We start from the raw sequence: 15,386 nt of genomic DNA, 5'->3' as shown, positions 1-15,386 counted from the left end.
ATGCACACCGATGCGAACGAAGAACTGCTGTTAACAGAGTTGAAATCAGGAGACACAAAAGCCTACAAAACGATATACATGCGTTTTGAGAAACCATTGCTGTTTGAAGCCAATCGGCTACTAGGCAATATGGAGGAAGCTAAAGATGTGGTCCAGGATTTCTTCATCGATTTTTTCGAGAAACAGCGATATAAGAACATACATACCAACCTGAAGGGTTATCTGTTTATGTCTATAAGATATAACTGTATGTTGATGTTAAAGCGCCAGAAGAGCCTGCATAAGACCTTACAGGAATATTTTAATGTTCAGGAAGAGCCAACTGTATTCCTGGAAGCAGAACAGGAACCGAGCATCTACGACCTGATAGACAAAAAAGTGAACGATATATTACAATGTATGCCAGCACAGAGAAGCAAAGCATTCCAACTTTACGTATTACAGGGACTAAAAAGAAAAGAAGTAGCCAATGTCATGGGGCTTAGCGACAATACAGTGAAAACACACCTTGCCACTGCTATTAAAACAATACGCGAAAAATTGTCATAATCTTATATTAATTATCTCACCCATTTCGGGAGCAAGATACTCTTATACTTGAATTAATAATCACTCAATGGAATTAGACAGGGATCATATTCATCAACTGATGAATGAAAAAGTGATGGGGGTTATTAGCGAAACTGACGAGCAACACCTTCAAAATGCATTAAAAGAGTATCCGGACCTACAAGCCGAATTAGATGAGCTCCTGCTTGAATACACTAATTGGTTAGAACAGCCCGCCATACAGCAAATGGACAGTGAAGCCGCTTTCGCTTTAATAGAGGATGAAGTCAGAAGAAGGAAACAACTTCGTAGACGGAGAGGGTTTACTTATTTCTTCATCTCGGTAGCAGCGACTGTGGCGCTACTTATATTCTTTACATATCCCCTTTTTACAAACCGATCAAATAAATCCGATGCAGGCCCAAAATTAGCGTTCAACAAAACGCTTCAATTACAATTGTCTAATGGCGAAGTAATAGATCTTTCTACTAAACAAGACAGTATTACAGTCAATGGTGGTACTCAGCTCAATAACACCAACAAGACGCTGACATATACCACTAAAGACAAGACCCCGTCTGAAAGCCAGGTAAATAGCCTGTGGGTACCTCCTGGCATGGACTATCATATTACACTATCCGACGGAACCCTGGTTTTCCTAAACAGCGCCACCACTCTGAAATTCCCTTTCCACTTTGCAGGCAATATCAGAGAGATCTCTGTTGAAGGGGAAGCCTACTTACAGGTCGCCAAAGATCAAAACCGGCCTTTTGTCCTGCATACCCCAAGAGGGACTGTACAGGTATTAGGCACGACCTTCAACGTGAATACTTATGATTCCGGCAGAGTAAAAGTTTCCCTGGTAGATGGCGCTGTTGCTTTCGAATCTGCTGATAAAAAGACCGTCCTCAAGCCAGGTCAGGCCATTACTTATTTAGATGCAGAAGGATCGGATGTTACATCTCTGAATGAAAATGAACTGCTTTGGGTTAAAGGAAGATATAAACTGGATAATACGCCAATGACGGAAATCACTAAAGTATTACCCCGTTGGTATGGCGTACAGGTCGTAATAGATAATCAGAAGGTGGCGGAAAAGCGATTCACCGGTACTATTCTGAAATCAGAACCTATCCAGGAATTCCTGGATGCAATCAAACTCACAACGGGAGCAGAATCTTATTATAAAGACGGCATTTTACATATCCGTTAAAATAATATCCGCTACCTCCTAAGTAATAATATCAGCTACTAACTATATTTCCATATAGTTAAAGTAGTAGCTATGGAACCTAAGACCCTACCCCAAAAGAACCCTGACCGCATATACCTGTATGCTGCCATCATTATATCATTAATCCAGTTTTATACCTTCAAATACCTGTATCCCTACCCGAATTTCCTTCCGGACTCCTACAACTATCTGCGTAGTGCCCTAAGGAATATGAACGCCAATCTCTGGCCGGTAGGATATCCCAAACTGATCAGCCTTGTGGGGTTCTTTACGCATTATGATACGGCATTGATCTTCGTACAGTACTTTATCTATATAGCCGCAGCACTCTATTTCTTCTTCACTTTTCTCAGTATCATCCAATGCAGCAAATGGGTGAAGATCGGCATATTCGTTTTCCTGTTCCTGAATCCGGCTTTTATCTTCATCAGCAATTACATCTCCAGTGATATATTCTTTACCAGCCTTAGTCTGATTTGGATCTCACAGTTATTCAGAATAATAAAGACACCCCGTCCGGCACTGATCATTGCACATGTATTCATACTACTCTTCGCATTCGCCGTTAGATATAACGCATTGTTCTATCCTATTATCAGCATTGTTGTAATCCTGCTTTCAAATATGCCTAAAGGAAGAAAGGCATTCGGTATAGTGCCTATCTTTTTGACGCTGATGACCTTCGCTATGTACACATCGAACGAGAATAAAAGACTCTTCGGTACACAGCAGTTTTCAGCTTTCGGAGGCTGGCAGTTGGCCAGTAATGCGTTAACAGCCTATGAGTATGTAGAAGAAAGAAATCCTGCACCTGAGAAATTTGCAGCATTGCATACCATGGTCAATAATTACTTTGACACCCTGAAACTGAAGAAGCAAAGAAGAGCTGAATTGGAAGGTGAAGAAGAAGACGATGAAAACAGAAGTCTGACCGCCCACTACCTCTGGTATGAAAAAGGCCCTCTACAAAAATACTCCCGGGTCATAACACCTACCGGTTCCAAAAGGATGGCTACCGTTGGCCCTTTATTTAAAGACTACGGCACCTATCTTATTTTTCAACATCCAGGGGCTTTCTTCAAATATTATATTTTACCCAACACAAAACAATATTTCTTCCCTCGTCCTGAATTCTTAAGTAAATATAACATGGGAAGATCTGTTGTTAAAACCGAAGCTGTGAAGTGGTTTAATTATGATAGCGAGACCGTGGTTACCCGTATCGGAAGAGGAGATACCAGTCTCTTCGACTACTACCCCGTCCTCATCGTCTGCATCACCCTCCTCTTCCTCGGTGGTAGCATTCTCTATTTCATGAAGAAATGGTACCTCTTTACAACGGATCAATTCCGCCAGGCGCTGCTGATTGCCCTCCTCTTCTGGATCACCAACCTCTTCTTCAGCGTCTTCGCCTCCCCTATTGTATTACGGTACCAGCTGTTCAACATGGCCCTTGCCTTCACCTTCGCCCTTCCCCTGGTGGATTTCTTCCTTCGCGCAGAAACCCCTCCGGCAGATGCAGGCACCCCATTAGAGGATACAGAAAATCCGGATCCTGACCCGGAAACGACCGCCCTCCAACCCCTATAATAAGAAATCCGTACTTTTGCCCCAATGCAAAAATACGCTAACATACTCTCCGCCTTCAAAATCGACGCGCTCAATGAAATGCAGCTCGCGAGTATTGAAGCCAATCAAAAGGCTGACAACGTCATTCTCCTCTCCAATACCGGCTCAGGAAAAACACTCGGTTTCCTGCTTCCCGTGCTGGAACTATTAGATAAAAACACACCTGGTACCCAGGCGCTGGTCATCGCGCCTTCCCGCGAACTGGCCATGCAGATCGAAAAAGTCTGGAAGACCATGAGCACAGGTTTCAAAGTAACCTGCTGTTATGGCGGTCACCTTAGAGAAACTGAAGAAAACAACCTGCTGGAGGCACCGGCATTGATAGTGGGCACCCCGGGAAGACTGGGGGATCACATCCGTAGGGAGAATATCAAAACAGAAGGTATCAAGACATTGGTGCTGGACGAATTCGACAAGTCATTGGAACTCGGTTTCCAGGAAGAGATTGAATTTATCATAGAATCCCTGCCGAACCTGAAAAAACGTATCCTCACCTCTGCCACTGAAACAGTAGAGATCCCTGATTTCGTAGGACTACAAGACCCGGTAAAACTGAACTTCCTCACCGAAGAAAAATCAGAAGCACTGGCTATTCAATACGTCGAAAGCGAGGACAAGGATAAAATAGACACCCTGTTCAGGCTGATCTGCCACCTCGGCAACCGGTCAACCATCGTCTTCTGCAACCACAGAGAAGCTGTGGAAAGAACAAATGGCCTGCTAAAAGAAAAAGGCCTGACAACGGTATTCTACCACGGCGCCATGGAACAACAGGAAAGAGACGCGGCATTGTGTAAGTTCCGGAACGGCACATCGAATATATTAGTGACTACCGACCTCGCCGCCCGCGGACTCGACATTCCAAACATTCGATACATCGTTCACTACCACCTGCCGCACACCGCAGAAACATACACCCACCGAAACGGTCGTACAGCCAGAATGGACGCCAGTGGTACCGCTATCCTCATCATCGGACCAGATGAAAAGATGCCGGCGTATGTAGAGGAAGAAGCCACTCTGATTACATTAGAAGACAACTACGAACTACCGGAAAAACCCAAATGGACCACCTTCTTTATCGGCGCCGGTAAAAAGGACAAGGTAAACAAGGTAGACATCGTCGGCTTCCTCACCAACAAAGGACAGCTAAAGAAAGAGGACGTAGGGTTAATTGAGGTAAAAGACTTCTTCTCCTTCGTAGGCATCCGTAAAAGCAAAGCTGCTCACACACTCGCTCTCATCCAGAAAGAAAAGATTAAGAACAAGAAAGTCAAGATCGACGTAGCGAAATAAAAAATCCGGCCGTTCACCAAAAGGCGAACGGCCGGACAATGCAAAAAGAAATCACTTCGCAATCCACGGACGCGTATTCAGATCATCCGCACCCTGCCGGGTAACGGCTGTGTTACGGTTGGTCCCATTCAATGATTGCTCTTTCTGAGGGTAAATAAATCTTACAGGTACCTTGCCGTCATTCAGGTTGGAAGGGCCGGGAACTATCGCCGGCATACCAGTCCTTCTCCAGTCAAACCAGGCTTCCAGTCCGTTGAAGTAATAAGCGATCCATTTCTGCAACGCGATCTTCGCCAGTTTCTCCGCCTGCGTGCCAGTGTAGGCCACTGCCGTCTGTGTTAGATAGTTGGCAGGCATAGTCACATCAATACCATATTGAGATGGCACGATGCTCTTCCAGTAACTGAAGTTGGCAGTGATACCATTGGTGTAATAAGTAGCAGCATCACCCGTAGTGATCATGTTACGCTCCCTTGCTTCCGCCAGGGTGAATTGTAACTCAGCGTAGGTCATGAGTAAGGCTCTCGGCGCTGCTGGATCTGGTGGGGCCTGACCGATGTCATTACATACCAGGCAGGCGAAGGTATAACCCACCCTGGATACACTCTGTACACCACCATTATAGTTCAACGCATCTGCGTTGCTCAGTCCATTAGGAATACCAGCTATTACCGGTGTACCTGCAGCTACAGACTTTTGTGTCGGGCGACCAAATACTTTCAGACGCGTATCGCCCAGTGCTGTCAAACGGTCAACCAGCGTCTTACTCACCCTGAACTCATCAAATGAACCCACGCGGGCAGTATACAGCGGCCACTGGTTAGGCGCTGCAGAAAGATATTCCAGTTCCGCATTATCTTCATTACCGGTGAATACAGGATAAGTAACAGGATCAGCCACGATAGCAGACATTTCCGCACTTACATCCTTCTGCTTTGATAAACGCAGCAGATAACGCAAACGTAGAGAGTTGGCCAGCTTACGCCATTTCGTGATAGCTGTAGCACCGCCACCATACAGGATATCTCCATCAAGCGCTGGTGTAGCCTTTGCCAGCAGGGTATTGGCTGTTTTCAGATCGTTCAGGATGCCAGTATAGATGTCCTCCTGCTTGTCGTACTCCGGCTGATAAATGCCTTCCTGCTTCGCTCTTCCAGCCTGTGAATAAGGCACATCGCCATAAGCATCTGTTACCTGGGCAAACATCCAGGATTTCAGTACCAAAGCTACACCCAGATAAGGACTGGTAGAGTCAGTACCTACCGTAGCGAAGATGTTCTGCAGATTGCGGTAGTTGTTATATACGTCGTCCCAGATACCGTTCTGCTCTCCCCAGAGATAACGGTCTTCATTCACAAACTGGATCTTTGCATGATGCTGTACAACTATGTTGCCAATACCCCAGGCAGCGTTCACCTGCTCGTTCATCATATTCCTGATCACACCACTCAGCAGCAGATCAGGCGTTACATTGGTGGGGCTGTTCTCGTTCGTGTTCGTCTCACTGAAGTCATGCGTACAGGCGGATAAAAGGCCGGCTAGTAAAAATATCTTTAAGAATTTCATGATTGCTTGTTTTGGATGATCATCATAATTTGAAGCTCAGGTTCACACCGTAACTACGGCTGCTCGGTAAACTCATGTATTCAATACCTGGCAATGCAGTGCCACCGGAATAAGACAATACCTCAGGATCTACGTGTGGTACATTATCCCACAGGAAGAGGTTACGGCCCACCAGCGATACGTTCATGCCTTTAATGATCCCCTTTTTGAATGAACCCGGGAAGGAATAACCGATCTGCAACTCACGCAGCTTCACAAAAGAAGCATCGTACATCACACCCTCAGCTATATTACGCCCGCCGGTCCAGGCGCTGTGCCACTCACGCACACCTACCTTGGTTGTGTTCTGCGTGAAAGTACCATCTGCATTCGCTACCACACCATTACCAATTACACCATTACCTGGTTTGCTTATATCATAACCATCTGCTCGGCCTTCCAGGGTTTCCTTGATGATACCTCCTTCACGGCCCACCGTCTGCGTATGAGAATACAGTTTACCACCATGGCGGATATCGAACAGGGCGCTCAGTTTTACACCTTTATAGGTGAAACTATTACCAACGCCCATCAGCCAGTCCGGGTTATAGTTACCCAACCGGATCTTATCTGTAGTTGCTATCGGACGACCATTCGCAGCAAATACCATCTGACCGGTGAACTTACCGCTCTTATCATAGTATGGCGCATTTGCATCTGAGCTCTGTACTCTCGCGAAACCGATACCGTACAGATCTCCCATACGCTCTCCTACCCTCGCTTCTACAGATACGCTCCTGTCGGCCATTACATAGTTCTTCAGACCATCGGTCAGCTCAATTACCTTACTGCGGTTGGCAGAGAAGTTCACGTAAGCATCCCAGGCGAAGTTTTTTGTTTTCACAGGAGTGACGTTCAGCATCACTTCCCAACCATTGTTACGGATAGAACCAGCGTTGATCACACGTCTTTCGTAACCGCTGGTGTTGGATAAAGGAATATTCAGGATCTGGTTCTTGGTATTACTCTGATAATAAGTCACATCCAGTCCGATCCTGTTCTGCAGGAAACGGATGTCTGCTCCAAATTCAAACGCAGAGCTGATCTCTGGTTTCAGGTTCAGGTTAGATAAACGGTTGGTTTCTTCATACACCTGATATGCGCCATAAGGGTCGCTACGGTTGAAGGTCTGTGTAAATGCAAAAGGATCGGTGTCATTTCCCACCTGCGCAAAGCTGGCTCTCAATTTAGCGAAGCTGATGGCAGCTGGCAGTTTGATCATATCACTGATAATACCGCTCAGCGCTACGGAAGAATAGAAATAAGAATTCTGCTCATCACCGAAAGCTTTCAGATCTTCCGGCAATGTCAATGCACTGCTCCAGTCATTACGGCCGGTTACATCCAGGAACAGTTTGTTCTTGTAGGAAACACCCGCTGAACCGTAGAAACTGTTGATACGTTTACCAACATTGTTCTGGTTATTTACCAGCGCTATCCTGGAATTGGTCAGGCGATAAATACCAGGCAGGTTCAATTGTCCCGCGATATCTTCATTGAAACGGGAAGTCTGGCGCATCTGGTTACCACCCAGGGTAGCATTTACAGAGAAATTACTGTTGATCTCTTTGTCTGCAGTGAACAGGAAGTCCGTATTACGCTCCTGGTTGATGATGTTGACCTCGCGGTACTCTCCAAATGGGAAACGCTGCGTGCTGAATGCCCTGCGGTATTCCCTGCGCTCATTGCTCCAGTCGGTAGCAGTACGTACCTGCAGGTTCAGCCAGTTGGTCAGATCATATCTTAAGATGATATTGCCGATAATACGGTCGTAATACTGACCATTAGTGTTCTGATAAACAGTAAAGTAAGGATTGTCGTGATAGTTGTAGTTCCAGTTATACTGCTGTTTGCCTTCCAGCCCGCGCATCCACAGGCGTTTCAGGTCGCTTACACGTACAGAAGCTGGTAACCAGCAGTTGAACAGGTACATGATACTTTCTGTACCATAGCTGATAGAAGGACGGTTATCACTCTCGCCCTTGATATAACTTACAAATGCCCTTGCAGTGAATTTAGGTGTCAGGTGATACCCTGCAGAAAAACTGGTGGTATGCCTGTCAAGGCCTGTATTAGGTACGATACCCTTCTGGTGCAGATTGGTATAGCTCAGACGGAAATCGCCGTTGTCATTACCACCTACCAGGGCTACGTTGTTAGTAATAGTATTGCCGGTTTGCAGGAAGTTCTTCAGATTGTCATTGTCAGGCTCCCATAAAGTAGGCGTGATCACACTACCTGCCGGTGCGTTCATATCACCGCCGGTAAAAGGAATGGGCTGGCCATTCAGCGTACGGGGAGAATTGAACTGTGGGAAGAGCTGTCCTTTGAATGCTGGTCCCCAGCCTTCGTCAGTACCGTCGGCTAAACCGGCGCCACCTCCGTTTACAAAGGCGAAATCGCCACCGCTACCGTTACCCTGACCATATACTTTCTGGTATTCAGGCAACTTCAGGGCCGATTCGAAAGTAACATTGCTATTCACTTCCACACCCAGACCTTTCTGTTTACGGCCTGATTTGGTTTTGATCATTACCACGCCATTCGCTGCACGGGAACCATACAGCGCAGCAGCAGCAGGGCCTTTCAGTACGCTCATGCTTTCCACATCGTCCGGATTGATAAAGCTGGCGCCATTACCGAAATCCACTTCCGTGTTGTTACTGCCTGAACCACCGTTGATGGCATTGCTGATAGGTACACCGTCCACCACATACAGCGGCTGGTTCTTGTTCAGATCTACCGAACGCTCACCACGGATGGATACCCTGGCGGAACCACCTACTCCGGAAGGACTCCCGATCACCGTCACACCGGCCACCTTACCGGCCAGCTGATTCACGATGTTGGATTCCCTGGCTACGGTCAGGTCTTCGCCCTTTACTTCCTGTAAGGCGTATCCCAGTTTCTTACGTTCTTTTTTGATACCCAGGGCGGTTACAACCACTTCCCCCAGTCCCCTGGTATCTGTAGCCAGTACGATGTTGGCGGCAGCAGCGCCCTTTACTTCCTGTGTAGTGAAGCCTATGCTGCTGATAATAAGGATGTCATCATTGCCGGCGGAGAGGCTGAAGTTGCCGGCGTTGTCTGTAATCGTTTTTTTGTTCCCCCCTTTAACTTGAATAGTGGCACCAGGTAATGGTTGGCGGTCATCTCCGGATATTACTTTCCCGGTGATGACTTGCTGGGCCATCGCACCAAAGGAAAATAAAAGGAGGAAAATACCTGCAAGAAATGTCTTCAGGCGCAGACTGGTTGCGGTCATAGCAGAATATCGGTTTTAATAATTTGATGAATCTGCTGCGAAGGTTGCAAACCAATCTTACCTTGGCTTTAACAAAGTATTAACAATCAGTTAAATAAATCCTTTCTCCAGGGAAAGGAAGACTTCCCGGGGATTCAAATGCTGCCATAACATGGTGTAAACCGCCTGAGCTACAGGCATATAGGCGCCTACCTCCATATTCATTTCAAACAGGCACTTGCTGGCATAATACCCCTCAGCCACCATGTTCAGTTCCAGTTGGGCGGCTTTTACAGAGTACCCCTTACCGATCATATTGCCAAAAGTACGGTTACGGCTGTGGAGGGAATAACAGGTTACCAGCAGATCGCCCAGATAGGCGCTGGCGTTGTAATTGTGTGAGCCAGCTTCTGCATGGTCTTTTCCATACGTGTCCAGGAACTGTTGCATTTCCCGGAAGCAGTTGGTAATATATACACTGAGGAAGTTATCGCCATATTCCAGGCCATGGGCAATACCCGCCCCCATCGCATAGATGTTCTTCAGCACCGCTGCCAGCTGTACACCGATCACGTCGCGGTTCACGATCGTTTGCAGGTAACTGTTGGTGAACATATCCGCTATGGCCTGCGCTGATTTCTCCTGCAAGCCGGAAAATGTAAGGTAAGACAGCTTTTCATTTGCCACCTCTTCCGCATGACAAGGGCCAGTAATGGCAAAATACTGATCCAGGGGAAGATCGAACATTTCAGACAGGTAATCATTGATCAGCAGGTTGCTGCCCGGCACCAGTCCTTTCACCGCAGAGACGATCTTTTTACCTTTCAGGGCCTCCGGCGATAGCTGCAGCATTACTTCTTCCAGGAAAGCGGAAGGCACCGCAAGTACCAGCACATCACTGGCGGCAACCACCTCTTCCAGGTTGCTGCTCAGGTCTACCAAAGTGGTATCGAAATATACTGAAGTGAGATAATGCCTGTTATGATGGCGCAGCTGCATATAACGGATCGTGTCTTCATTCCTGATCCACCAGGAGATCTTGTTCCCATTATCTGTCAAAATCTTGGCTAACGCTGTTGCCCAACTGCCGCTACCGATAATACCTGCTTTCACGTATCTGTCTTTTTTCACCGCAAAGTAAGGAATTTACGGGCTAATATTACCATATCGTTAAGCCCGCACCGCCGATGGTTAAAATGCCTCCCTTGTGAAACTTATTCTCGTAGTACCTCATTATCCCGGCACTATTCATTAAAAGACAACTATTACGAACCTATGAAGACTCTCCTCCACAAACTGAGCCTGCCAGCTCTTATGTTCGTGCTGGCATCCATGATCCTCGTTTCCTGTAGCAAAGATGATGTACAGAAACTGAAACCAGAAACACTCGGCGCTACACAGGCCGATGTGAACTTTAATGAGGAACTGGCTTACCGCTGGGCGCCTGTACATTACCAGGATGTTGACCAGACCGGCGATTATGCTGTGGGTGGTAAATCTGACTACATCACCGCTATCAATTTCGATGGTGACTGGGTTGGTACCAACAACTGGAACAACATTGCAGGTAACTATGCCGCTGCCGCACATGTGTATTATTCAGTAGCGGAAACCAGCACTCACTGGTTTATCAACTACGCCTTCTTCCATCCGCGCGACTGGACAGATAACCCTTTCGGTTACTACCTCGACCAGCATGAGAACGACTTCGAAGGTATTGAAGTGGTAGTAAGAAAAGACGGTTCTACCTATGGCGCCCTGCAGGCAATGGTAACCACCTTCCACAAAGATTTCTATAGCTATACCGTTTCCGGCAGCTCATGGCAGAACAACCACGAGAACAACGACGGTACCATTACTATGGAAACTTACAACAACGAATCTCACCCTACTACCGGTCATGAAGCCAAAGGCCATGGTCTGAAGGCTTACCCTTACGTAAACATAGTAGGCGATGGTGTCCGCTATGTACCAGGCCGCACAGCCGGTGTTCCGACCAACGCGGATGACCGTAATGTTTCCTACAAACTGGTAGACGTATTTGCTGCCGGTGGCTTATGGGAACAGCGTAACAACACCCAGTTGTTTAACAGCCCTTCAGGCGGTCTGGTTAGCAGCTACGGTGACGGCGGGGCCAATGCTCCATGGGCATGGAACGACGGTGATGATGGCGATGTTCAGAGCGGTGAGATCGCAACCGATCCTGCCAAGATGTTCAACATCTACTACAAAAACCTGGGTACGTTCGATCTGAACTATATCCGTAACCAATACAAGGGACTGAACTAATTCTAATAACGGCCGGGTACTTAGGACTACTCATATATAAAATGTAGTCAAGCCATATATAACCCATATATAACCCATACCTTTTAGAGATGGATTATATATGGGTCATATATGGCTTGTATATGGGTTATATATGGGTTATATCCGGAAACAAGCTATGGTAGCAGCCTTACAAGGATTGTTTGAAAAGCTGCAGATGTACCCTCCTTGTTATCAGACAGTTTTATAAATACGGAATATACTATATCTATTGTTGGCGCCCTATTTCTGCTATCCATTTGTTACCCAGCCCCTGTTTCTCATCCGGCTTGTCGCCTGCCACAATCTCCAGTTTTCCTCCATTGGTGATCTCCGAATGAGTAATCCAGTTGCGGTCCAGTTTCTTCCCGTTCAGCCATACCTCGTGAATGTAGACGTTCCGATCGCCGAAGTTTTTCACATGAACAGAGAAGGGCTTCCCACCCGGCCATTGCCATTCTACTGACTCAAATAGGGGAACATTCAGATAGTATACCGGCGATCCTATACACGCAGGGAAAATGCCGGTAGAGACCAGTACGAACCAGGAAGACATCGTACCTGCATCATCGTCCATTGTTCTGACATAAGCTGCAGGCTGGTTCTTGTAAATAAGATCTATCTCAGAGCCGATACCACGGCTGTTGTCGTTGAAATAATGCTGTACCATGGTATCCACGGCTATCTTGTGTATCAATGCCTGCGACTTCCATGGCTGGTTGGTCACGTTATACATGAACGGCACCTGCAGGTCGGGCTGGTTGGCATGACAGTAATAGTCATTCCCGAAAAATTCATCCAGTTGGGAGATATATGCCTGCTCGCCACCACACAACTCCATCAGCCCTTTCAGGTCAAACGGTACGAACCAGCGATATTGCCAGATGGTGCCCTGGTACAATCCCCGGGCCTGCATACGGTCTACATCCCTGCGGCTGAGGTCCTGGAAATCTTTCTGCCAGTACTTTTTATACTCAGCCGCCTGTTGCCTGTACTGGTCACCGCGGGCCTTGTCTTTTAATGCGTAATAAATCTCTGACAGTGCCCAGGCATCGTAAGAAGACTCCAACGCCTTGTCAGGATGTGCATAATCCAGATTCATTATCTCCTTCTCCACTGAATCAGCAATCGCTTTGAAATCCAGTTTGTAGCCTTTTTTCATAGCGTCCAGGAGTACTACGATAGCATGTTCTGTTCTTACAGTAATAGAAGGCTCGTGCAGGGTAGCGTAATCCTTTTTGCCATGCTTATATAATCCGGCGATAGAGGTGGTCATATCCTGGTACTCCTGCGGGAAGGCGATGGACAATAAAGGCAGCTGCGCGCGATAGTTGTCCCAGATGGCCCAGCCATTGTAGATCTTACTACTGGTATGCTGCAGACTGCCATCGGTGGCTGCATAAGCACCATCAGGTTCTGATACTACATAGGGAGACTGCATGGACCTGTAAAACAGCGAATAGAACAACTTTTCCCTTGCAGGGTCACCGTTTACTTTGATATGCCCCAAGGCCCTGTTCCAGTCCTGCTCACTGTTGCGTTTTACGACATCAAAAGCATCTCGCGTGATAGCTGCTTTTGCATAGGAGGTGCCTACGGAAGATAATCCAACGCGTACACCCAGGTCATTGTCTGTGGTAGCCGCCACCAGTTCATGGGCTTTGGTGGCCGTCCATTTCACGGGATGGTCTGTTTCCAGGTAATAGTAGATCCTGTAAACACCAGCGCTGCAGGTGGTTTTTGACTCAATCCAGCCGCTTACTGCACTCCCGTCGATAGTATGTTCCTCTGCCACAAAACGGCCTACATGAGCATGTGCAAGGTCAACGAGCAGCCCTTTTTTGCCTGTGGGAAAATGGTACTGGTGCTGGCCGGCATTTTTATATACTGTGAAGGAAGCTTTAATGCCATTTGTAAATCCTACGTGATAATAACCGGGAGAGGCCTGTTCCTCATACTTGATCAGGTCTGCCTTTACAGGACCATCACCGAGAAAAGGACGCACCAACAGGTTACCACCACATCCCTGGCAGCCCACACCTTCCATACGGTTGTGGGTAAATCCGAGAAACTCTTTGGCCAGGTATTCATACCCCGTATGTGTATCGGGATAGGTTTCCGGACCAATGCTTAACATGCTGAAAGGATAAGAAGCGGAGGGAGACATTTGTCCATGATCGCCGGAAGAACCGAGGAACACATTCACCTGACTTGTTTGCTGAGCAGCTGCCGAAAGAGAGAACAGGCTCAGTAAGTATATAAGACTCTTTTTCATACAAAAGCCCTAAATATATAGCACACAGCCCGCATATAACAGTGAACTGTTACAGGCGGGCTGTTAAATATATATTATCAGAACTTGCTCCTGAGGGCGGTTATTCCGCAGCTTTTGCTGTTGCGGATTCCGCTTTAACTGGTTTCGCCAGTTTAGCGGCTTTCTTAGCTACCTTTTTCTTGGCAAGTGCTTTCTTTTTAGGTTTATCCAGGCCTTTACTCAATAGTTTCGCAGCTTTTTTGATCCTGTTTTTGAACTTGGTATCCCCCAGTTCTTTTTTCAGGTCTACTAATAAGAGGTCTAATTTCTTTTCTATGGTGGTGCGTGCTTCTTTACGGGATGCCTTGGCCGGCTTAGCGGTCTTCGCAGTATCTGTACTTGACATAACTTATGAAACGTTGGTTAAATATGATAACATAAATTTAATGTTAAATTAACACAGCCCAATGTTAAGTTTTTGCAGGCCAGTGCAACGGATCACAATTTCCCGGTTGTACAAAATACTAACATGCCCTCCAATGTTAAGTCTTCATGATAATTTGGCTTACCTCTTCCTTCAGCTCGCTGCTTCATCTATTTTTAGCAGCAGCCTGGAAATATGACAACAGATCAACCTGAGAACCCATCAGACCTCCTTACGGAAGATGCGCCCACCTTTGAAATCCTCTTTAACACTTACTGGGAATCCTTATACCAGTATACAGCCCGTGTATTGTGCAGCGAGGCCGATGCCCAGGACCTGATCCAGGACCTCTTTACTGATCTCTGGGAACGACGGCATCATTTGCACATTACCACCCACATCCGCTACTACCTGTTTAGCGCTGCAAGGAAAATGATACTCCGCAAGTTCAGGGACGACGGGGTAAAGGAGAGATATCTGGAAAAGCTTATGCAGTACGGTGAACAGGGTTCAGAACTTACGATGAGCACTATCATTCACAAAGACATCATTGCCCGGTTGCAGGATGACCTGCGGATGCTGCCAGAAAAGGAACGCCAGATATTTACCTGGTCACATTTTGATGAATTAAGCATCAGGGAGATAACATCAAAAACAGGAACGGCGGAACAAACGGTGCGGAATCAGTTAAACAGCGCTTACCGGAAAGCGCGGACGTTAGTGAATAAACTGATTATCATGCTATAGCCTTCATATTACCATTTAACCGCTAAAATAACAGACACAATAAAGAAGTGTATCAGAGATAGACAAATCTCCGGGCATCTTCTACATGCCTACCAGC

Annotated in this window: 11 protein-coding genes; 6 read left to right on the top strand and 5 right to left on the bottom strand. The window is 46.8% G+C overall.

Annotated features, from left to right (window positions below; all coding sequences use genetic code 11):
- The 4 genes from L3C95_RS04450 to L3C95_RS04435 all read left to right on the top strand — a co-directional run bounded on the left by L3C95_RS04450 (position 1) and on the right by L3C95_RS04435 (position 4,708).
- Complete coding sequence (locus tag L3C95_RS04450; protein ID WP_236385530.1) at positions 1 to 549, top strand: RNA polymerase sigma factor; 549 nt, start codon at positions 1 to 3, stop codon at positions 547 to 549.
- Positions 550 to 616: 67 nt separating this feature from the next.
- Positions 617 to 1,762, top strand: a complete 1,146-nt coding sequence (locus tag L3C95_RS04445; RefSeq protein WP_236385529.1) for a FecR family protein — start codon at positions 617 to 619, stop codon at positions 1,760 to 1,762.
- Positions 1,763 to 1,834: 72 nt separating this feature from the next.
- Complete coding sequence (locus L3C95_RS04440; RefSeq protein WP_236385528.1) at positions 1,835 to 3,373, top strand: hypothetical protein; 1,539 nt, start codon at positions 1,835 to 1,837, stop codon at positions 3,371 to 3,373.
- A 24-nt stretch (positions 3,374 to 3,397) separates the two neighbouring features.
- The gene (locus tag L3C95_RS04435; protein WP_236385527.1) at positions 3,398 to 4,708 is read left to right on the top strand and encodes a DEAD/DEAH box helicase; all 1,311 of its coding nucleotides are present in this window, start codon (positions 3,398 to 3,400) and stop codon (positions 4,706 to 4,708) included.
- A gap of 51 nt (positions 4,709 to 4,759) precedes the next feature.
- Here the strand turns inward: L3C95_RS04435 and L3C95_RS04430 are convergent, their stop codons facing one another.
- The 3 genes from L3C95_RS04430 to L3C95_RS04420 all read right to left on the bottom strand — a co-directional run bounded on the left by L3C95_RS04430 (position 4,760) and on the right by L3C95_RS04420 (position 10,688).
- Positions 4,760 to 6,274, bottom strand: a complete 1,515-nt coding sequence (locus L3C95_RS04430) for a SusD/RagB family nutrient-binding outer membrane lipoprotein (RefSeq protein WP_236385526.1) — start codon at positions 6,272 to 6,274, stop codon at positions 4,760 to 4,762.
- A gap of 22 nt (positions 6,275 to 6,296) precedes the next feature.
- A complete protein-coding gene (locus tag L3C95_RS04425) occupies positions 6,297 to 9,578 on the bottom strand; it encodes a SusC/RagA family TonB-linked outer membrane protein (RefSeq protein WP_236385525.1) in 3,282 nt (1,093 codons plus the stop codon).
- Positions 9,579 to 9,668: 90 nt separating this feature from the next.
- A complete protein-coding gene (locus L3C95_RS04420; RefSeq protein WP_236385524.1) occupies positions 9,669 to 10,688 on the bottom strand; it encodes an NAD(P)H-dependent glycerol-3-phosphate dehydrogenase in 1,020 nt (339 codons plus the stop codon).
- Positions 10,689 to 10,832: 144 nt separating this feature from the next.
- Between L3C95_RS04420 and L3C95_RS04415 the strand changes: the two genes are divergently transcribed.
- Positions 10,833 to 11,846 carry a hypothetical protein gene (locus L3C95_RS04415; RefSeq protein ID WP_236385523.1) on the top strand — a complete coding sequence of 338 codons (1,014 nt, stop codon included), beginning with the start codon at positions 10,833 to 10,835 and terminating at the stop codon, positions 11,844 to 11,846.
- A gap of 247 nt (positions 11,847 to 12,093) precedes the next feature.
- On the opposite strand, the gene L3C95_RS04410 is transcribed toward L3C95_RS04415, so the two are convergent.
- The gene (locus tag L3C95_RS04410) at positions 12,094 to 14,139 is read right to left on the bottom strand and encodes a glycoside hydrolase domain-containing protein (protein WP_236385522.1); all 2,046 of its coding nucleotides are present in this window, start codon (positions 14,137 to 14,139) and stop codon (positions 12,094 to 12,096) included.
- 100 nt (positions 14,140 to 14,239) lie between these two features.
- A complete protein-coding gene (locus L3C95_RS04405; RefSeq protein ID WP_236385521.1) occupies positions 14,240 to 14,524 on the bottom strand; it encodes a hypothetical protein in 285 nt (94 codons plus the stop codon).
- Positions 14,525 to 14,737: 213 nt separating this feature from the next.
- Here L3C95_RS04405 and L3C95_RS04400 point away from each other — a divergent pair, with 213 nt between their 5' ends.
- Positions 14,738 to 15,289, top strand: coding sequence for an RNA polymerase sigma factor (locus L3C95_RS04400; RefSeq protein WP_236385520.1), 552 nt, complete (start codon positions 14,738 to 14,740; stop codon positions 15,287 to 15,289).
- Positions 15,290 to 15,386: the final 97 nt, after the last annotated feature.

This window comes from Chitinophaga filiformis, from assembly GCF_021646545.1.
GTDB classification, from domain to species: Bacteria; Bacteroidota; Bacteroidia; order Chitinophagales; family Chitinophagaceae; genus Chitinophaga; species Chitinophaga filiformis_A.
Note: the sequence above shows the minus strand (reverse complement) of the source record. Positions and strands in the feature narration are given on the sequence as shown.